The sequence below is a fragment of the Algoriphagus sp. Y33 genome, from assembly GCF_014838715.1.
Classification (GTDB): Bacteria; Bacteroidota; Bacteroidia; order Cytophagales; family Cyclobacteriaceae; genus Algoriphagus.
Genome location: NZ_CP061947.1, coordinates 4,330,001 through 4,350,016 on the forward strand (window position 1 = coordinate 4,330,001; position 20,016 = coordinate 4,350,016).

The following is a 20,016-nucleotide window of genomic DNA, read 5'->3' on the forward strand; positions in this document are numbered from 1 at the left end:
ATACACTGTCCGTGAAACCGCACGAAGCAAGTCCCACAAACGTCTCCCTGTCTGTTACCAGGTTACTTTTTTTTGCCTTACATCACTTCAAAGAACTTGGTGTCACACATTTGTGACCTTGGCCAAAACTGATATCTTTCGATTTTCGTTCCGTTTTTTCCCTTCCCTGCCGAAGGGAGTGCAAAGGTAAGAGAGATTTTTTAATCTGCAATACGCTCCGCAAAATTTAATTTTTAAAGTTTTTTCGGAGGCTTCTCCCTCCCCGCTTTATCCCCTTCTCTGCCGAAGGGAATGCAAAGGTAAGTGATCATTTCTGACTTCCAAACCCACACGCAAAATTAATTTTTTCAATGCTTCTTCAGAGCCTTTCCTCTCTTTCCCCGGCTCCGTATGCGCCGTTTGGGAGTGCAAATATCAACCTTTTTATCTTATCGGCAATAGCCTACAAAAAGAAAAACGTAAAAAAGCTGGGGGATTTTTCCAGTCCTTTAATTATCAGGACTTTTGTTTTTTGTAAAGAGGAACCGTACTGCATGGCTCCCCATACATTATGGATTTTGCTCTGCTCTGTATCAGTGAAATTATTTTGCCATAAGCGAATAAAGGAATGGGAAAATCACTACACCCTTTGACCACAACAGGCCTATCCGTGAATGCCTCCAAGTCTATTTTTCTCAAACAATCCTCAGCAATCATCACTTCAAGTTCTTTTAAATCTCCAATTGCATACCCACAGGCAATAGAATTAAGATAAGTTGCCACCAACATAAAAGCCCAATTAGGAACGATCGCATCTGCGGTACAGGTAATCGCCACCCATTTGTTTTCATATTGTTTCCAATCAATTTCCTTGAGTGCTGCCCTGAAATCTTTCTCCCTCAAAATCAATTCTTGGAAGAGAAAAGGTTTAATATCAAATAGTACACGTTCTTCTCTAGGATAAATCTCCTCTATATTAATCGTAACGATCGGGCTATTTGCAACTCTGTTTACTATCTCGCTCATATCAACAATGGATTCTTTTTAGACTGAAGAGCTTTAAACTCCTTCAGATAATTAGGGACAAAATAAGCCACATCGGCAAACTCTGCTCTTAGAAATTTCTCAAAAGCCAATACCCCTATGTACTCGGCCGAGATTTTAACATCTAGGAAAACTGCATTTGGATGCGCAATTACTTCTGATACTTTCTTAACCGCATCTCCCACAAAAAAAACGGTTCCCTTCTCTAGCAACCCCGAAAAAGATCCGGCATCGATAATTTCCGAATCAAGCTCTCTGACAGAATTCAAATCATAGTCAAATACTTCCCAGTAAATCTCCATCCGCCGGGCGTCAAGCATAGCTACTATTAATCCCTGATTTTTTATCTGCACTCTTGCTCCGTATGAAAGCGCTTTCAATGTGCTGACTGCTATCAAGGGTATATCTCCGGCATATGCCAGCCCTTTGCCAACAGAAACACCAATTCTAAGACCGGTATAAGACCCCGGGCCTTCTGAGACTGCGACTGCATTGATTTGATTAATCGTGAGACTGCATTCCTCCAGAAGAGACTGGATCATCCCCATCAGTTTCTCTGAGTGAGCCCCCGGAACATCTAAAGATTTCTTTCCCAGCAATACTCCTTTTTGGTGAACTGCAATGGAACAAACCGGTGTAGAGGTCTCCAGCGAGAGAATAACTGCCATAATCCTTATTTAGATGAGGCTGTCAGTGCCTTCTTTATCTTATCCGGTTTCTGCAAATACTCTTTGGCTAGAATTACATCCTCATCATCGTCCAAGCCAGACTGAATCATTCCTTCTTGGAAATAATATCTGGATACAATCTCCTGAGAGAGTATGCCTTTGATTTCCTCCTTATTGGTAACCAAATCCTGTTCCTTACTATGATTCACTCTTTTTTCAAGTGCATCGATCTGAGCCTTGATCTCCTCATAATATTCCACCTTCTCTGCATTTTTACGCATATCCTCCAAAGACTTCTCCAAGTAGGTAGTATAATCGTATTCTTTTCCTTCCAACCATTCCACAAACTCATCATATTCCGCATCCGAAACGGCAAAGCTAGATGGAGCTGCAATCTCAGGATGCTTATAGAAATATTCAGTGGCAAAATCAAATACATGATTTCGTGCTACCAGACTATACGAAATTGGGGCATAATTTTTTTGTTCTACCTCTTCATCAGGCTCGATCCCGGCACCATCCAATACGGCCCTGCCATTTTTTGTCCGAAATACTTTTCTCAACGAATCAGGAACCGTCACTAATTTATGATTTTCCCTACTTTCCAAATAATCAATTGCCTGGATGCAACGCCCGCTTGGAATATAATATTTGGCCGTCGTCACCTTCATCTGTGCATTATACGTCAGCGGCACAGTAGTCTGCACCAACCCTTTTCCAAATGACTTTCTTCCGATCAAAACCGCCCTATCATAATCCTGTAAAGCACCGGCCACGATTTCCGAAGCAGAGGCACTATGCTCATTAAGCAATACAACCATAGGAATATCTTTGTCAACCGGTGTCTTGCTAGTCTTATACGTATAGTTTACGTTTTGGAGTTTGCCAATAGTCTTTACTACTTCCCTTCCTTTAGGTATGAAAAGATTAACTATTTCTACAGCTTCATTAACAAGTCCGCCGGGATTGTCTCTCACATCCAACACCAATCTGTCAATCCCCTGACTCTTTAAGTCCACCAATGCATTTCTGACCTCGGTGGAAGCATTTGTCGTGAATTCAGCAAGTTTAATATATCCTGTATGCTCATCAAGTTTACCATAATAGGGTACATTTTTGATGGCTATTTTCTTTCTAATCACATCGAATTCCAGTGTATCCATATTCCTTTTCACCTGTAAGTGAACAGGGGTATTTGCGGGACCTTTGAGTAGTGCAGATACATCTGCAGTTCCTAAGCCAGTAACGTCGGTTGTGTCTATTTTCAAAATGTAGTCTGCAATCTTCAAACCTACAATCTGAGCGGGGAAGCCAGTGTACGGCATAATAACCATGCTTCCCTCACCTCGATTCCCAATCAATGCGCCAATGCCTGCATATTCTCCCGTGGTCATCATCCGATAATCATCCGAGTCTTCCTCAGGAATATAGGTAGTGTAGGGATCTAACTCCTCCAGCATAGCATTGATGCCTATAGAAACCAATTCATCCGGATTTATATCATCTACATAATAGGAATCCAACTCTCTGATCAGTGTAGCGAAAATGTCAATATTCTTGGCTATGGCAAATAGCTTGTCATTTTTAGCATTGAAAGCAAAAAATCCTGTGAGCACAAATGCTCCTAAAACAATAATAAGGAGGGATTTTTTCAATGATTTATTCATATGATTATAATTGTTTTTCGATGGCCATATGGAATCTCGCATAACGGATAATCATTCCTCTGTGTGACGTTCTTGGTCATGCTCGATTTCATGGGTTTAAAATTTTATTTCAAAGGTGACATGGAATCTCGCACCAAATATTTATTCCAGTGGATGACAATCTTCATCGTGCTCGATTTCATGGTGTTTTTGATTTTCGCTTATAATACCAGCCAATTTTTTTAAAGCCAAAGTAAGTTTGGCCTGAATTACTGAGAATTCCATAAGCTCTGAACTTACATATATCAAGCCAATAGACATAGTACAGGGTGGGATCAAAGATTTGTTTAGCCTATAAGCCTCTCTCATCCTTCTTTTAACAAAATTACGACCTACCGCCCTTTTGATTTTCTTCTTCGAAACGGAGAAAAGTACCTGTGGGGTTCCATTTCTCTGTTCCTTATTAACAAAAAATTGGACTTTAAATGGGTATAAAAAAAAAGAGGAACCTTCGTTAAAAAGTTCCTTGATAAGCTTGTCGGCATGAAGCCTATCGCTTTTTGGGAGTCTATAATTCATCACAAGGACTAAAATCGTACGTGAACATACGAAAATCAGTGCAAAGAATTACTTCTTCAAAGTCTTTTCAGAAGAAACACTCAATTTGTGTCTTCCTTTTGCTCTTCTGGCTTTCAGTACTCTCCTACCGTTAGCAGAAGACATTCTTTCTCTAAAGCCGTGTTTGTTTTTTCTTTTTCTACGAGAAGGTTGAAATGTTCTTTTCATGATCGAATATCTTTATCTAATTGCTTTCTGATTCTTTATTCCTTGGGAATCACCCCCAAAAAGGACTGCAAAGATAAGTACCATTTCTTTAAATACAAACAAGGCAAAAAACATTTGCTTAAATTCAATCAATTCCCCAATGATCAGCTATTACATAGAATCCCACAACCCTCTTTCTCAATACATCCAAATCGCCCTTCACATTCCAGTAAGGCATCTTTCGCCGGTACGGCTTCAACTTCCGGCCTGGCGTGCAGGACGTTATCAGCTGACAAATTACGCACAAAATATCCGAAGTCTTAGCGTTTTAACCCCGATAGGAAAGCAAGTCCCTGCTTCAAAACTCACCAAAGACCTGTGGGAATTCATCCCCGATCATGTGGGCGAGTACCAAGTATGCTATGAATATCACTGTGCCAGGATGGACGCTGGTTCTTGCTGGGTGGATGACGAGCAGATTTACCTAAACTTTGTCAATTGCTGTTTTGATGTTGAAGGGCAGTCTGAAGAGAAAATACAGGTTAATGTAACCTTTCCCGCGCATTTTCAATCTTGCACCACACTTCTATCCGAAAACAGTAAACTATTTGCCTCCTCCTTCCAACAATTGGCTGACAGCAGCTTCCTTGCTTCACAAAACTTGACCCATGAGGCTTTTAAAATCAATGACGTCAACTTTCACCTCTGGTTTCACGGAAAGGTACTTTTCGACTTGACTGAATTTAAAAACAACATTCAGCTGTTTGCAGGAAAGCAAATCGAAGCCTTCGGAGAATTCCCTGTGGATGAATATCATTTCATTTATCAACTCCTACCCTATCCGCACTACCACGGCGTGGAACATCAGCGGGGAACTGTGGTCACCTTTGGACCTGCTGAAAACCTAACGAAACGACAGCACATGAATGAACTCATGGGTGTAAGTTGCCACGAGCTCTATCATGCCTGGAATGTCTGCCGGATCAGACCTAAGGAAATTGCACCTTACAACTTTGCCAATGAGGCTTACCACCAAGCAGGATGGGTGGCAGAGGGAATCACAACCTATATGGGCGATGTCTTTCTATTGAAATCAGGTTATTTTACACTAAAAGAATATTGTGAAACTTTTGAAAAAGTTCTGAACAGAGAATCTCTAAACTTTGGCTGGCGCAACCAATCTATCTTAGAATCCAGCTTTGATCTTTGGATAGATGGGTATGTAGCTGGAATACCCGACAAAAAAGTGAGTATTTACACCCATGGTGCATTGATTGCTTTTTGTTTGGACGCTATGCTTCTGGATGAAAATTCTTCCCTTCATCACGTGATGAAGATCCTCTGGAAACGATTCGGCAAACCACAAATTGGGTACTCTATGGAGGAAGTATGGGAAGCAATACTTTCACAGACCGATCACCCTATTTATTTCAATCAATTCTACGAAGATCATATCGCAGGCAAAGAAGATATTTTTCCTGTCGTAGAAAAGTATTTTAATTCACTGGGTTTTGAGCTGCAAACCAATGCCGGAGAAGACTGTTTAGCTTCGGGTTTTGGAATTATCAAGGGTGAAGACGGCAAAGTCAGCAAAATCCATCCCTCAAGCGATGCTTATAAAAAACTAATGGTGGGAGATCTAATAAACTCACAAAATCTTGACAATAAAATACTTAAGATATCCGTAAATCGATATGGGAGAAATCTCGATATGGAATTACGCACTACAGACAAGCTTCTTTTCCAAAACCATGTCCTAGTAGACAAAAAAAATAATCCCAAGAGAGATACATGGATCAATGGCTAATGCAAAAAGGCTGCCCTCACAGACAGCCCTTTAACTTTAAATCTTTCACATTAGACTCTTCTAATTAAATAAAGTATCATCCAAATCCTGATTGAATAAAATGGAAATCACCCTTGCTTCCATTGGCATCGGCATCATACTGTTTGTAATACTCATCGCCATTGGCATCATAAGACCATCCACTTCCTGATAGTCCTTATAGATAACTGTTCCAATTTCCGTTGACTCCGTCTGCAGCTTCAATCCGGTAGCTACGCTGTAATATTCCGTAGTATTACCTTCTCCGCCTATTTCAAATATAAGCTTGTGGGCTTGCTCTCCTTCTATTTCAGCAGTTCCACCATAGGTCACGTTGATTCCCAATTCATCCAGATACAACTCGCGGAAAGCGTAAACCTGATTCCGTACAGCTTCTACCTGCTCTTCCGTGAAAACCTGCTCCTGGCCCATCGCGGTCACTTTACCGACACCATCTTTCAATACAGTCTTTGACAATACATTGCCGTCCATTTCTGTCAAGTTCAGTAAACGCTGGTTTTCACGGTCTACCACGCTGGAAATATCCAGCATCATCCCCTGAATCTCAGCCTGCATTTTCATTTCCATATTACGAACTGCCTTCATATTGGCCTCGCCACCAGTCGCTTTGACATAACTATCTATCACTTCTTTGACTGAATTGTCAACCTTGACTATCGATAGACTTTCTTTTTCCTCCATGCCCGCTTTTGTGGCCACCGGTAATGCCAAAAGCGCAAGAGCGAATATTAAAATACTTTTCTTCATAATTAGTTAGTTGAAATCCTCTTCGTTTAATTCCGGATTTAATTCCAAACCGGTCACTTTTGCCTCCAAAGGAACTGGAATCATCGCCGACTTGATTGTCTGTGTCATTGGAATCAAAACCCCGTTTTTCTCCTGGTAGTCACTATAAAATGTATCTCCTGATACAGGATTTTCATTTTTGATCTTTAGTCCTGATTCTACTGAGTAATAGTTATTCACTGATGAACCCAATGGGGTAGCTACAATTATTTTATAGGCAGGAGTTCCTTCCACATCTTTGATTCCGTCAAGTGTCAGCGTATAACCCATGGTCTGGTAATGCAACTCAGGCAAAAAGTAGGTGCTCAGTTTTGCAGCATCCACTTGTTCGTCTGTCATTGCCATGGATTGTCCTTGAACACTTGCGGATCCCTTACCATCTTTGACTACCGATGTCTGCATGACATTTCCTCCGACCAATGTTTTCTGGGCAAACCGCATGTTGGCATCATCATGGATCAATTCAATTGTCAGCTGCGTACCCATCACTTCTGCCTGCATTTCCAGTTTGGCTGATTTGATGGAAGTGGCTTTATCCAGCCCGCCGATGGCGGCAATGTAGTTATCAATCACTTTGGCAGAAGTCATGTCTGCATCTACAGCTGCCATTTCTTTGGCAGGAAAGCCCATATTGTCATATAGCGTAACCTCTCCAAACTGTGCCAATTTATCCTTGATCTCAGTGCCATTTCCTACAGCTGTGATGAAAAGCTTATTAGGATCAATGAGTTTTTTGGCAGTCTCGTTGATGTCCGCTACAGTCAGCGCATTCATTTTTTGCAAATAGGTCTCGTAGTAATCTTTTGGAAGACCGTATCTCTCGATATTCAATGCGAAATTCGCAATAGTAGAAGGGCTCTCCAGAGATCTTCCAAATGATCCAGCAAGGTTGGATTTCGCTTTTTCCAGCTCTTCTTCCGTTACTCCTTCATCCACCAATCGGTTGATTTCATAAATGAATTCTACAATGGCAGAATCAGTCACCTCAGTACGGACTGAGGCATTTGCAGAAAATTGTCCAATAAGCTTATCCGCAGAGAAAGAAGAATACGCACCATAAGTGTAGCCTTTATCTTCACGAAGATTCATAAAAAGTCTGGAAGAGGAGCCGCCTCCAAAGATCTGATTTAAAACTCTGCTTGAAATATAATCCTCATCACCGAGTGTAAGATCTATCGGCTGGGCGATATCAATCACGGTTTGGACAGACGAGCTGCGATCAACCAGTCCCACCATTTTTTTGCTTGGAGGCGCGGGAGCATCATAAGTGAATTTAGGTACATCTCCCCGTTCCCATTCGCTAAAATATTTCTTCACCACTTCCTCCGCTTCTGATTTACTCATGTCACCCACGATAGCCAAGTAAGCAATATTTGGTTTAAAGAAGGTAGTATAATAGTCTTTCACATCCTCCACGGTAACTTTACTAAGGGAAGTCTCTGTTTCCACTTCGCCGTATGGATGATCCTTACCATAAACCATAGCGCTGCTTAGCCTGCCGGAGATGGCATTTGGCTCATCCTTGCTTGTAGCCAAGGCTGTGAGTGACTGCTTTTTCAATTTCTCCAATTCTTCTTCAGGAAAAATAGGATTATAAAGCACATCAACCATCAAATCGAGGATTTTCTCCTGATGCTTTTTCAAAGAAGATGCCGAAACAGTCGTAGAAGACACTCCCAGATTCGCTCCTATAAAATCTATCTCCTCATCAATTTGATCTTTGGTTCGACTTGTAGTTCCTGCCTTCATCATCTGGCCTACAAAGCCTGTCAATCCTGCCTTATCTCCTTCAAACAATGGATCTCTTTCCAGCACCAACGTGAATGATACGCGTGGAAGTTTATCATTCTCTACCACAAATACTTTCAGTCCATTGTCAAGGGTAAAAGTCTCTGCCTCACCAATTTTTATTATAGGCGCAGGCCCCGCTTTTGGAAACTGGCTTCTGTCCACCTGAGCAAAGCTCACGACAGACACCAAAAGGCTCAATACAAAGGATATTGTTATTTTCTTCATGTCATTTCGATTGTTTAGGTGAGTCATTTACTGCGCTGCTTCAGTTGGCTTTGGCAAATAGTATAGAACCACACGACCATCTAAGGTCAGGTATTCTTTGGCTACGCGTTGAATGTCAGCCTTTGTGACTTTGCTGTAGGCTTCCATCACCTTGTTTACATAATCAGCTTCACCAAACATCACGTGAGCTTCTGCAAGATTTTCGGCTACTCCCGCCATAGATGAGTTTCCACTCACTATATTATTTTCCATGATGTTCTGAAGTTTCTCGAAATCACCATCCGAGATCCCATTGTCCTGAACCTGCTTGATTAGCTTATCTATTTCGGTTTCTAGGTCTTTTGGCTCCACTCCCATATTTGTGATTCCATACATAATGAAAATCCCACCATCTTCCAAATCAAGAGGTATTGCCGCCACAGCGAGTGCTTTTTGTTGCTTATCAACTAGCTCTTTGGTCATCAACGAGGAGTTGCCACCCGTCAGATATGTGGAAAGCATAGACAATGCATAAGAATCAGCATGATTTCTAGGAGGAAGATTATAGGATTGAATTACTGCCGGGATCTGAATATTGTCATAAACAATATCTCTGATCTCGGCTGTCTTCTTAGGTTCCTTTACATCCGGTCTATAGACTTCCTTTGTTCCCTTAGGTATTTCCGAAAAGTATTTTTTAACCCATTCTTCTGTCTGCTTGTAGTCTATATCTCCGGCGATGGTCAGCGTAGCATTGTTCGGTATGTAGAAATCCTTGTAGAATTGTTGAAATTCTTCGATGGAAGCTGCGTTCAAATCATCCAGGGATCCGATTGGAGCCCAGCGGTAAGGATGCTCGGTGTAGGCTCTTTTTAACGTTTCGATCAGAATACTTCCGTAAGGCCTATTGTCATAGCTCTGACGTTTTTCCTCTTTGACGACCTCACGCTGAGTTTCCACACCTGTCTGATCTACTTTTGAGTGTAGCATGCGCTCACTTTCCATGTAAAGTGCCAGCTCCAGTTCATTCGAAGGCAAAGATTCATAATAGTAGGTAATATCATTTGACGTATACGCATTCAGTGTGCCGCCATGAGCTTGGATTATATTCATGTATTCTCCCCGTTCGATATTTTCAGATCCTTCAAACATCAGGTGCTCAAAGAAGTGTGCAAAACCGGTTCTGTCCGGCTGCTCATTCTTAGAACCTACATGGTAAAGAACTGAAGTCACCACGATTGGCGTAGTATTGTCCTGATGCATGATCACATGCAGCCCATTGTCCAAGTCAAATTCCTTGAACTCAATTTTGGTTTGTGCAAGAGCGGGAACACTTAATATCCCTGCCACTAACCCCAAAGCAGTAAGTTTTCTCATCATAGTATATTGGAATATATTCTCATTAATTAAAATCATTTACGAGGTCTATAAAAAAGTCCTAAAAAACCCTTTTTCGGAACCGGCCGAACCCTTCAACACAATTTTACTCTAAAAAAATACTATTTTATTGCAATCTAAAATTTAAGGACAATAAATAATAAAAATTATGATTATCCGCTATGATGCCAGCAGCCATATTTTCCTTGCTTTATTGACTGGAAGGCCCCTGCCCGACATCAGGCGGGGATGGCGGGTGACAGAATGACCTTCAATGCTAAAGTTTACCAAATCCTATATTGCTTTTGTTTCTTTACCGGCAGAAAAGCGGATATGCAGAATAAAAATTAGGGCTCTGAAAAGATGATTTCAGAGCCTTAATTTTATGGATTTAGTCTTGCCAATATATCCTTAGCTTCATGCCATTGTAGCCTTGGCCCGAATTGACCCACGATCTTTGAGCTCGCCATGGAAGCAAGTTTTCCGCTTGAGGCATAACTGTGACCGTTAGTAATTCCATACATAAAAGCACCCGCAAACATATCACCTGCTCCATTGGTATCTATCGCCGTGATAGCATAAGGTTCGATATCTATGAACGTATCTCCGTCGTAGATTAAAGCTCCGTTTTTCCCTTGGGTGATCACAAAATGCTTCGCCAGTTTTTTCATTTCTTCCCGTGCTTCCAGTAGATTATCTTTCCCTGTAAAAATCATCGCTTCCTCTTCATTTGCAAAAAGCAAATCTACACTGGCCCCTATTACCTCAGCCATAGGATCTTTGAAGTACTTTACCATTGCCGGATCAGAAAAAGTCAACGCCACCTTAACACCGTTTTCTTCGGCGATTTTCTTCGCATGCATCATTGCCTCCTTGCCGTTCTCAGAAGTGATCAGGTATCCTTCAATGTATAAATATTGAGAATCCTTGATCGCTGCTTCGTTGACATCTGCCGAAGAATAAGTCTGGGTAATTCCCAGAAATGTATTCATTGTCCGCTCTGCATCCCCGGTCACCATTACCAGACATTTCCCGGTGATCCCTTCAGCCAAATTGCTTTCACTGAGATTATGTGAAACACCCGCATCCTTCATGTCATTCATATAGAAATGCCCCAATTCATCATTGGCCACTTTGCAGGAATAATAAGCTTTGCCCCCAAACTGAGAAACCGCAATCACAGTATTCCCGGCGGATCCGCCACACTGCTTTTTGGCTTCTTCTGTATTGATTACTTGCATTAAAGCATTTTGGCGCTCCTCATCCACCAGTGTCATCAGGCCTTTTTCAACGCCATTATCGGTAAAAAATCGGTCTTTAACCTTGAATTCTATATCTACCAAGGCATTTCCTATGCCTGTTACATCGTATTTTTTCATTTTTTTATTCTGTATTGGAAAATTGAAATATTTAAAATTGCAAGATTTGGACTGGAAACTGGAAAGTTGTAATGTGGCAAAGTTGAGTTGATAAGTGGGGCGTGTCAGACTGAGCCATCAATCAAATATCGGGTGTCTCTCAAAAGGTTTTGTCCGATCAAATAGGTATCGATAGGTATGATGGGTCTTATAAATCTCTGCCAAAAGCTGCTCACAAACGCGCATCATCTTTGGGTTGAAGTCTCCGATCCAGTTCATCTCGATGGTTTTGTATGGAAATGATGGTTTGCCACTCATTTTATCATAAGTAATGATCATGGCACTCTCCACTCCTTTCCCCTGATGCTCCGGCACTACACCAAACACCAGCCCGAGCATTTTGTTGGGTGGCGAAAAGGTCTTATACCATAGGAATTTAAGTTTGCCGATCAAATCCATCTTTCCATTCACGTGCTTGAAAATTTGGTTGATTTCAGGAATCTGGATAAAAAACGAAACCGGCTCTCCCTTGTAAAATCCAAAGTAGATCAGTTTTTCGTCGATGATCGGTTTCATCTTGGCAAACATCAGCTGGGCTTCTTTCAGCGCCAGAGACTTCCCGATATGCCGTGCCCATGCTTTATTATACACCGTCATGAAATATTCCGGTGCTTTTTCCTTTAGTTCTTTTCCCTTCAGATAGTGAAAATCGTAATCGGGATCATCCATAATTACCTTTGCCCTGACCTTCATTTTCTCATCAAAACCAAGGTTCTGCACAGGTCTGGCGTAAGTGAATTGCTTGAAGTAAATCCGGAAACCGTAGTCCTCAAAAAACTTTTGGTAATAGCCAAAGTTCCAAGGCATATTATAGTTCGGCTCGGTAAAGCCGTCTACGAGCAATCCCCACCACTTGTCACGCTCGCCGAAGTTGATCGGGCCGTCCATAGCCTCCATCCCCTCACTCTCCAGCCAGGCTTTCGCCGTGTCGAAAAGCAAAAAAGCAGCGTTTTGGTCATTGATACACTCGAAGAAACCCAAACCGCCGGTCGGCTGCTTCTCCTTCATCTTTGGGTTGATGAAAGCTGCTACCCGTCCTATGGTTTCTTGGTTTTTATTTTGCAAAAGCCAACGCTTGGCCTTTGCCCCATTTCGAAAGAGCTTGTTGGTTTCTTTATGAAAAAGCCCCTCGATATCCGCATCAAGAGGCCTGATCCAATTCTTTTCGTTTTTATACAACCGGACTGCCATCTCAATAAACTCTTTCTGATGGGCAGGCGTGGTAACTTCGATCAATTGCATTCGGGTGATTTTAGATCGCTAAATTAGGGAGATGACGGGAGACGGCAAAAATCAATCTCATTTGTTAGTTGTGTTCCCCGCTGTTCCCCGCTGTGCTGCTTCTCCAGAAGCTGGACGTTTGAATCAGTAAAGTCCAACCTTAACTAACCCTTTTGTAGTTGTACTGCTTCTCCTGAAGCAGTACTCAAATTAAAAGGCTAACGAAATCAATATAGCTCAACTTTCACCAAACCCTTTTTCCCAGCATAATCCCTCGCAGAACTGAATAGATACTCTTCCGCCTCTTCTACAATCATAGCTTCAACCGGATTTTGATGAATGTAATGCATTTTCTGTTCAAAAAAATGATTTGATTCTATCGCTATAGCATGTAATCCATCTATCCAAAACTTATAATTTGTTATTCTACTTTGATTAGCCCCCTTTTCCCTAAAAGCTTTCAACATCCATGTTGCTCTGGATTCAATTGATTTTCTTTCCACACAGAAGCTTAGACTATCAACTACTTCTATCTTATATTCCTTCCTAGTAAAAACATCTATCCAATCCACAATGGCTAAAGTCAAAAAATAAACTGCATGCTGATCAGAAACCCGGAAAGACCTCATAAAAATCAGTTTTAAAAGTTACTTAAATGCTGCTTCGAAATCTGGAGTATAAAAATAAAGAAAATGCTAATTCATGAGAAACACTATGAAACGTATAGTTTTCCTTTTGTTGCTACTTCTCCAGAAGCAGTACTCATTGTACGCCACCCCCGGATCTTCCAGAAGAGAACTAATTATCTTTATCCCTCCACCTCCGCATACAGATCAAACTCTGTCGCATCGGTCACTTTCACATTCACAAAATCTCCAACCCGGCAATAGTATTTCGAAGCATCGATCAGCACTTCATTATCCACTTCTACAGAATCGTACTCGGTACGGCCTACGAAATGGCCGCCTTCCTTTTTATCGATCAACACTTTGAAAGTCTTGCCTATTTTCTCCTGATTTAGGTCGTAAGAAATCTGCTCCTGGATCTCCATCAGATTATTCGCACGCTCCTGCTTCACTTCCTGAGGAATGTTGTCTTCCATCGTATAGGCATGCGTACTTTCCTCATGAGAATAGGTAAATACACCCAAACGTTCGAATTTCATCCGCTCCACGAAGTCCACCATCTCCTGATATTCTTTCTCTCCTTCACCTGGATGACCCGCGATCAGTGTAGTTCGGATGGCGATATCAGGAAGAATGTCCCGGATGCTATGGATTAAGTTTTCCTGTTTTTCGCGTGTGGTACCACGACGCATGGCTTTCAGCACATCCGTAGAACCGTGTTGTAAAGGAATGTCCAGATAATTACAGATGTTGTCCCGCTCTTTCATTACTTCGATCACATCCATCGGGAAGCCTGTAGGATATGCATAGTGCAAACGAATCCAGTCGATTCCGTTGACATCAGAAAGCCTTCGCATCAATTCAGCAAGATTTCTCTTTTTGTAGATATCCAACCCATAATAGGTGGAATCCTGGGCTATTAGAAGTAATTCCTTCGTGCCTCCCGCAGCTTTATGTTCTGCTTCCTTGACCAACTCTTCAATAGGTCTAGAGATGTGTCCTCCACGCATAATAGGAATTGCACAAAAAGAGCAAGGTCTATCACAGCCTTCCGAAATTTTCATGTAAGCATAATGTGAAGAATGCGTCAAAAGCCGCTCTCCCACCAGTTCATGCTTGTAATCTGCCTTGAATTTCTTCAGTATAGCAGGTAAATCTCTAGTCCCAAAAAATGCATCAACCTGGGGAATTTCCTTTTCCAGGTCATCTTTATAGCGTTGCGAAAGGCATCCTGTCACATAGACTTTGTCCACCAAGCCCTGCTCCTTGGCATCTACATATTGCAAAATGGTATCAATTGACTCCTGCTTTGCATTGTCTATAAACCCACAGGTATTGATGATGATAATATTGTTATCATCAGTACCCGACTCATGGCTGGCATTGATCCCGTTTCCTCTAAGCTGGGTGAGAAGCACTTCAGAATCAACAAGATTCTTGGAGCACCCCATGGTTACAATATTGACTTTGTCTTTTTTTAACGTTCTCGCTTTCACAGTTTTCCTACTTTTTAAGGCTGCAAAGGTATGCAAAAAAGCGCTAATACGGGATTAAAGTTATATCCATCATTTCCCGATGACTTTGATTAACATGTCTTTTTCCACTTGATCCGTTAACCGCATCCCATTGAGAAGGGAGAGTTCTTCAAAGCGCTCAGTGGCCATGCCAAAATGCTGAAAAGCTGCCTGTAAGGTCATTTGCCGGGGAACTGTTTTGATTTTGATAATATCAGGTTTGCGATTTAGTTTCTCCGAATCCCGCAATTCCTGAAAATCCCGCATGGTCTTTTGAAAAACGGGCTGATACGAGTCAAACTTTGTAAGGTCTGCAATCCCCATCAGGCTGTAAATATTCCCGTCAAACTGAATTAGCGTCGAAAGAACACGAATGGTGCCCTGCTCCTGTTTTTGATCGGCCACCATGACTAGAGCAGGCAGTTTATTGATGGTCTCTTTCTTAGATTCCACCTTGGTGAGCTTATACTTTTCCAAAACTGCATTTGCAGCTTCCTCCAAGGTAGCCCCCTGGGCAAACGTGAGCATCATAATCGCATCTCCTGCCTTAGGTGCCATTTGAAACTGTTGAGGAGTGTTTTGATGACCCCAGGCTGCCGGAATCGGAAACTGGATTTTCAGGACCGGATGGTAAAAGGTATTGTTCTCCACAAATCCCTGCTTCGGATCTTCACCCACTACCAGTCCGTCAATTTTCCGCAGATAACTATCTCTATTTACCTCAAATTTGGCAATGCCTGATTTCTGCTGCCAGTTCCTCGCAAGGTTTTCCACAGTGGCATTCCTTTCGTCAGGAGAAGGGTGTGTTGAGAGAAAAGGTGGGATTTCACTTGCCCCTGAATTTCCCTGTTGTCTTTCGAGCGTTTCGAAAAAACCAGCCATTTCCACGGCATCATACCCGATTTGGGAGGAGTATTCCACTCCTAGTTTATCGGATTGACGCTCTGCATCCCTTCCAAATTTCAATAATGCCAGCTGCATTCCTTGGGACAAAGGATCCATAAACTGTCCCAATTCAGGTACCAATATAATCCCTGCCAAGAGTCCCAGTTGACCGAATAATTGATTCCGCTGCTGAATCACTGAGTGTCTAGCCGTAATATGACCAATCTCATGACCCAAAACGCCCGCAAATTCCGCCTCATTATTGAAATGCGCCATAATACCACGTGTAAAATACACGTAACCGCCCGGGACTGCAAAAGCATTAATGACCGGCGAATCCACTATTTTGAACTCATATTCCAAATTTGGCCGGTGGGAGATTGCGGCCATTTCATTTCCTTTGGCAGTAATAAACTCTTGGAGTTGGGGGTCTTCATATAGCCCAAAAAAGGCGACAATTTCAGGGTCCGACTGCTTCCCCATAGCAACTTCTTGAGCTTCAGACATAAATACAACCTGCTTTTTACCTGTGACAGGGTTGGTTGCGCAAGAACTTAAACTCAAAAGTATCAACACTGAACAGAAGTTAAGGACGTCCTTGAAAGTTTTCATAGGTTCATATGTTTAGCGTTTAGTTTATAATTAGTTAGGAAAAATTCATTCCAATTGATCAGGAAATGAAAGTAGTTTTTCTTCACTTACAAAAGTGGTTTTTTCTATGTTAAGAAAAGAAAAATTTCTTCTGGGAAAGCCACGACTGGGGTACTCACGGTGGCTATATTCCTTGATAAGTTCAAAAGACAATCTAATGCTTCGGTTTTCAATTTAAAAGCCTCAATTTTTTGAAGACCATTTTCCCTAATTCCTTTTAGGCTACTTCGGACTGCCTCGCTGCGGCGGGTCATCCGCCATCCCCACCTGACGGGCAGGGCCTTCCTGTCAGGAAACCAAATAAAATGATGCCACTGGCATCATTGCGTATAATCATATCTTATCTTAATTCCCTCTCAATATCTCCATTGGTGGCTGATTGATAATCTTCCTTCCATTAAGCCATCCCAGAATAATCGTCAAACCTGTGATAGCCAGATAAAGAAATAATGCTTCTAACCAAGCTCCCCGGAATGAAATATTGAACACAAATTCACTCAATAGCCAAGTCGCTCCAAAGGACAGAATAATCCCTGACAACGATGCCAAACTTCCCAAAAAGAAGTACTCCAGTGTATTGATTTTACTTACAATAGCAGAACTGGCACCGAGAGTTCTTAGTAGAATACTCTCCCGCATCCGCTGATACTTACTGATGATCAGTGAACTGATCAGTACCAATATTCCCGTGGCAATACTGAAAAACGCCATGAATTGGATCACAAAGCTGATTTTTCCCAAGATTTCTTCCAGCGTCTCCACAATAGTCCCCAAGTTAATAATGGAAATATTCGGGAATTCCCGTACAATTTCAGACTGTACATCAGCAGCTTCCCGGTCATTTTTGGTTTTGGTAATCAGTACGTGGAATTTAGGCGCCTGATCCAACACTCCTTCAGGAAAGAGCACCAGAAAATTGGTAGAAACCTGCGTGAATTTCACATCACGGAGACTCCCTATGTAAGTTTTGATAGCCCTCCCTTGCACATTGAATTCTACCTCATCCCCTATTTTCATCCCATTGCCCGTGGCAAAACCGCTTTCGAAGGAAACAAAAATGCTGTCACCCCGCGCACCCAGAGGAATCAATTCACCTTTAGTGAGTTTTTCTGAAGAAATAAGTGTGTCCCGATAAGTCACTCGAAACTCCCTATTATAAAGCCAGCGGGAATAATTCTCTTCATCAGACAGCTCTTCATTTTCCTTTTTATCCACCCCATTGATTTCACTCAACTGCATGGTCACAATGGGAACCTCCTGCATGATCGGAAGATCACGCGATTCTATTTTAGCTTTTACATCTTGCAGTTGGGCAGTCTGAATATCAAAGAGCAACATATTCGGCTGATCCTCCTTGTCCGCAAACTTGGCTTCCTCCAGCAGTTGGGTTTGTAGGAAAAACAAGGTGGAAATCATCGCTGTGCCCAGTCCTATGGTTGCAATCAACGACACCGTTTGGTTGTTTGGCCTATACAGATTCGCCAAAGATTGACGCAACGTATATTCGAAAGAGATAGGTAAAAACCGTCTAACCGCCCAGATAATCAGTTGGGCTACTCCCCAGAGAATCCCGAAAGCAAACACCACGAATCCGGTAAAACCAAAAGCGAAATCAACCCTATCCAACAAGTAAAAACTAAAAATCCAGATAAAGGTAAGAATTCCCACAATAACCAACCAACGCAACGGATCTTTCAACAAAGTAGAATCACCGGTTTCGGGTCTTAGCGTTGCCATTGGAGAGACATTTCTCACTTTCAGTAGAGGCAATAACGCAAAAAGTACAGAAACGAATAATCCTGTAATAATCCCGAAACCCACAGAGAGCCAGGAAATCCCAAAGGAAACTTCCACCGGAAGAAAATCGGCAAATACAGTAGGTAATACAAACTGCAGTAAAGTGCCCAGAAAAGCTCCCAGTATTGCTCCCACTAAACCCATAATCATAATCTCAGTCAGGTAAATCAGCAATACATCCCTTGAAGAAACTCCCAAACAACGTAATACGGCTACCGAAGACAACTTTTCTTTCACAAAGACATTCACCGCACTTGCCACCCCCACACAGCCTAGCAATAATGCAATAAAAGCCACCAAACTTAGAAAATTGGAAAGGTTTGCAAATGAACGACCAGTGGAACGTTTTCTGTCTTCTACAGTATCAGCATCCACACGGTCTTCTTCCCATTGATCCCCGTAGGGTTTGATCAGTGCCTCCACATCTGTCCCCGATGCAAATTGGTAATACTTGCTATACTCGACCCTACTGCCGTATTGTACCAATCCTGTTTCATCCAAATAGGCCTTGGGAATGTAGACCGCAGGTGCAACAGATGCTGTAATTCCAGTTTGACCCGGTACTTTTTGTAATTCTCCTACTATTTCAAAAAGCACCTCTCCTACTTTGATCTGATCTCCCACTTCGGCATTGAACTGCGCCATCAAGGTCTTTTCCACCAATGCCTTTTTCCCTCCGTCGCGGAAATTCGCATCCCCTGAAGTCGGAATTGTTTCTAAAAAACCGTAAAAAGGGAAATCTCCTTCAAGCGCCCGAACTTGTGTCAGTCGGCTTGCTCCCGTCTCAGGAAAGGCGACCATACTGGCAAAATTGACTTCAGAAGCCATTTGAGTAGCCGCGCTATCTATTGACTGCCCTCCAATCGGCTTGTTGCTTTCCAAAACCAAATCAGCCCCCAAAAGCTCTTTGGCTTGATTATCTATGTCCGCAGTGAGGTTTTCACCAAAGGAACTGATTGCCACCAAAGCGGCGATTCCGACTACGATTGATGAGACAAAAAGCAAAAGTCTAGAGATGTTTTTCCGAAAATCCCGAAAAGCCATCTTTATAATCCATCCGAAATCAGGCATTTGCACCCTCCTGTATTTTTCCTCCCTTAATATGAATAATGCGCTGCGTTTTGGCCGCCAGTTCCAGATCATGTGTAACCAGCACCAGTGTAGTTCCTTCTTCCTTATTCAGATCAAAAATCAATTTCTCGATCATTTCTCCCGTTTCTGTATCCAGATTTCCGGTTGGCTCATCCGCAAAAAGGATTTTAGGCTCATTGGCAAACGCCCTGGCAATAGAAACGCGCTGTTGCTCTCCACCGGAAAGCTGCGTGGGATAATGTGTCCCTCGATCACCCAAACCGACTTTGCCAAGAAGTTCCTGTGCTTTCTGGCGAGCATCCTTTCGCTTTTTCAGCTCCAAAGGCACCATCACATTTTCCAGCGCAGTAAGAGTAGGCAGCAGCTGAAAATTCTGAAAAATAAAACCAACACTTTGATTTCTTACAGCTGCTCGCTGATCCTCCGAAAGCGTCTCCAGTGCTTTGCCTGCCAATACAACACTACCGGTAGAGCCTGAATCCAAGCCGGCGCAAAGTCCTAAGAGCGTCGTCTTACCGCTGCCTGACGGTCCTACAATCGATATTATTTCTCCTTCTTTGATGTTGAAAGTCACCTCGTCCAAAACAGTCAGTTTTCTGCTGCCGCTTATATAAACCTTACTCAGGTTTGATACTGATAAAATATTCATGTGTTGTAATGGGAGTCAATAAAGGGTATGAAAAGGCTTAACGAAAAAACTTCGCTA

16 protein-coding genes are annotated in these 20,016 nt (G+C 42.2%); 1 reads left to right on the top strand and 15 read right to left on the bottom strand.

Annotation, left to right across the window (positions count from 1 at the left end; translation table 11 throughout):
* Nucleotides 1-495 precede the first annotated feature (495 nt).
* The 5 genes from ID165_RS17370 to rpmH all read right to left on the bottom strand — a co-directional run bounded on the left by ID165_RS17370 (nucleotide 496) and on the right by rpmH (nucleotide 4,123).
* The gene (locus ID165_RS17370) at nucleotides 496-1,005 is read right to left on the bottom strand and encodes a DUF2480 family protein (RefSeq protein WP_192346427.1); all 510 of its coding nucleotides are present in this window, start codon (nucleotides 1,003-1,005) and stop codon (nucleotides 496-498) included.
* Entirely contained in the window at nucleotides 1,002-1,691 is a 690-nt protein-coding gene (gene tsaB / locus ID165_RS17375; protein ID WP_192346429.1) for a tRNA (adenosine(37)-N6)-threonylcarbamoyltransferase complex dimerization subunit type 1 TsaB, read from the bottom strand. Before tsaB ends, ID165_RS17370 begins: the two co-directional genes overlap by 4 nt.
* Nucleotides 1,692-1,696: 5 nt before the next feature.
* Nucleotides 1,697-3,358 carry a S41 family peptidase gene (locus ID165_RS17380; RefSeq protein WP_192346431.1) on the bottom strand — a complete coding sequence of 554 codons (1,662 nt, stop codon included), beginning with the start codon at nucleotides 3,356-3,358 and terminating at the stop codon, nucleotides 1,697-1,699.
* Between the two features lie 141 nt (nucleotides 3,359-3,499).
* Nucleotides 3,500-3,916 (bottom strand): ribonuclease P protein component, encoded by a 417-nt coding sequence (gene rnpA, locus ID165_RS17385; protein ID WP_192346433.1) that lies wholly within the window; start codon nucleotides 3,914-3,916, stop codon nucleotides 3,500-3,502.
* 48 nt (nucleotides 3,917-3,964) lie between these two features.
* Nucleotides 3,965-4,123: a 50S ribosomal protein L34 gene (rpmH, locus tag ID165_RS17390; RefSeq protein ID WP_074226946.1), complete on the bottom strand. Its 159-nt coding sequence runs from the start codon at nucleotides 4,121-4,123 to the stop codon at nucleotides 3,965-3,967.
* A gap of 139 nt (nucleotides 4,124-4,262) precedes the next feature.
* On the opposite strand from rpmH, the gene ID165_RS17395 reads away from it, so the two are divergent.
* Complete coding sequence (locus tag ID165_RS17395; RefSeq protein ID WP_192346435.1) at nucleotides 4,263-5,909, top strand: M61 family peptidase; 1,647 nt, start codon at nucleotides 4,263-4,265, stop codon at nucleotides 5,907-5,909.
* A 60-nt stretch (nucleotides 5,910-5,969) separates the two neighbouring features.
* On the opposite strand, the gene ID165_RS17400 is transcribed toward ID165_RS17395, so the two are convergent.
* From ID165_RS17400 to ID165_RS17445, 10 genes are all read right to left on the bottom strand, one after another.
* Nucleotides 5,970-6,695, bottom strand: a complete 726-nt coding sequence (locus ID165_RS17400; protein ID WP_192346437.1) for a peptidase, M16 family protein — start codon at nucleotides 6,693-6,695, stop codon at nucleotides 5,970-5,972.
* Between the two features lie 6 nt (nucleotides 6,696-6,701).
* Nucleotides 6,702-8,750 (bottom strand): pitrilysin family protein, encoded by a 2,049-nt coding sequence (locus tag ID165_RS17405; protein WP_192346439.1) that lies wholly within the window; start codon nucleotides 8,748-8,750, stop codon nucleotides 6,702-6,704.
* 27 nt (nucleotides 8,751-8,777) lie between these two features.
* Nucleotides 8,778-10,106 (bottom strand): pitrilysin family protein, encoded by a 1,329-nt coding sequence (locus ID165_RS17410; RefSeq protein WP_192351644.1) that lies wholly within the window; start codon nucleotides 10,104-10,106, stop codon nucleotides 8,778-8,780.
* 383 nt (nucleotides 10,107-10,489) lie between these two features.
* On the bottom strand, nucleotides 10,490-11,485 hold the full coding sequence (locus tag ID165_RS17415; protein ID WP_192346441.1) for an adenosine kinase: 996 nt from the start codon (nucleotides 11,483-11,485) through the stop codon (nucleotides 10,490-10,492).
* Nucleotides 11,486-11,602: 117 nt separating this feature from the next.
* Nucleotides 11,603-12,766, bottom strand: a complete 1,164-nt coding sequence (locus ID165_RS17420) for a hypothetical protein (protein WP_192346443.1) — start codon at nucleotides 12,764-12,766, stop codon at nucleotides 11,603-11,605.
* A gap of 206 nt (nucleotides 12,767-12,972) precedes the next feature.
* On the bottom strand, nucleotides 12,973-13,374 hold the full coding sequence (locus tag ID165_RS17425; protein WP_192346446.1) for a hypothetical protein: 402 nt from the start codon (nucleotides 13,372-13,374) through the stop codon (nucleotides 12,973-12,975).
* A gap of 179 nt (nucleotides 13,375-13,553) precedes the next feature.
* On the bottom strand, nucleotides 13,554-14,867 hold the full coding sequence (gene rimO, locus ID165_RS17430; RefSeq protein ID WP_192346448.1) for a 30S ribosomal protein S12 methylthiotransferase RimO: 1,314 nt from the start codon (nucleotides 14,865-14,867) through the stop codon (nucleotides 13,554-13,556).
* 69 nt (nucleotides 14,868-14,936) lie between these two features.
* Nucleotides 14,937-16,382, bottom strand: coding sequence for a M48 family metalloprotease (locus ID165_RS17435; RefSeq protein WP_192346450.1), 1,446 nt, complete (start codon nucleotides 16,380-16,382; stop codon nucleotides 14,937-14,939).
* A 384-nt stretch (nucleotides 16,383-16,766) separates the two neighbouring features.
* Nucleotides 16,767-19,289 carry an ABC transporter permease gene (locus tag ID165_RS17440; protein ID WP_192346452.1) on the bottom strand — a complete coding sequence of 841 codons (2,523 nt, stop codon included), beginning with the start codon at nucleotides 19,287-19,289 and terminating at the stop codon, nucleotides 16,767-16,769.
* Nucleotides 19,282-19,959, bottom strand: coding sequence for an ABC transporter ATP-binding protein (locus ID165_RS17445; protein ID WP_192346454.1), 678 nt, complete (start codon nucleotides 19,957-19,959; stop codon nucleotides 19,282-19,284). Before ID165_RS17445 ends, ID165_RS17440 begins: the two co-directional genes overlap by 8 nt.
* Between the last annotated feature and the right edge of the window lie 57 nt (nucleotides 19,960-20,016).

Coding starts and splice junctions, on each gene's coding strand:
- ID165_RS17380 (WP_192346431.1), bottom strand. CDS start 3,358: ATGAATAAATCATTGAAAAAATCCCTCCTTATTATTGTTTTAGGAGCA.
- ID165_RS17420 (WP_192346443.1), bottom strand. CDS start 12,766: ATGCAATTGATCGAAGTTACCACGCCTGCCCATCAGAAAGAGTTTATT.
- ID165_RS17445 (WP_192346454.1), bottom strand. CDS start 19,959: ATGAATATTTTATCAGTATCAAACCTGAGTAAGGTTTATATAAGCGGC.
- rnpA (WP_192346433.1), bottom strand. CDS start 3,916: ATGAATTATAGACTCCCAAAAAGCGATAGGCTTCATGCCGACAAGCTT.
- ID165_RS17400 (WP_192346437.1), bottom strand. CDS start 6,695: ATGAAGAAAAGTATTTTAATATTCGCTCTTGCGCTTTTGGCATTACCG.
- tsaB (WP_192346429.1), bottom strand. CDS start 1,691: ATGGCAGTTATTCTCTCGCTGGAGACCTCTACACCGGTTTGTTCCATT.
- ID165_RS17440 (WP_192346452.1), bottom strand. CDS start 19,289: ATGCCTGATTTCGGATGGATTATAAAGATGGCTTTTCGGGATTTTCGG.
- ID165_RS17425 (WP_192346446.1), bottom strand. CDS start 13,374: ATGAGGTCTTTCCGGGTTTCTGATCAGCATGCAGTTTATTTTTTGACT.
- ID165_RS17410 (WP_192351644.1), bottom strand. CDS start 10,106: ATGAGAAAACTTACTGCTTTGGGGTTAGTGGCAGGGATATTAAGTGTT.
- rpmH (WP_074226946.1), bottom strand. CDS start 4,123: ATGAAAAGAACATTTCAACCTTCTCGTAGAAAAAGAAAAAACAAACAC.
- ID165_RS17415 (WP_192346441.1), bottom strand. CDS start 11,485: ATGAAAAAATACGATGTAACAGGCATAGGAAATGCCTTGGTAGATATA.
- ID165_RS17405 (WP_192346439.1), bottom strand. CDS start 8,750: ATGAAGAAAATAACAATATCCTTTGTATTGAGCCTTTTGGTGTCTGTC.
- ID165_RS17435 (WP_192346450.1), bottom strand. CDS start 16,382: ATGAAAACTTTCAAGGACGTCCTTAACTTCTGTTCAGTGTTGATACTT.
- ID165_RS17395 (WP_192346435.1), top strand. CDS start 4,263: ATGATCAGCTATTACATAGAATCCCACAACCCTCTTTCTCAATACATC.
- ID165_RS17370 (WP_192346427.1), bottom strand. CDS start 1,005: ATGAGCGAGATAGTAAACAGAGTTGCAAATAGCCCGATCGTTACGATT.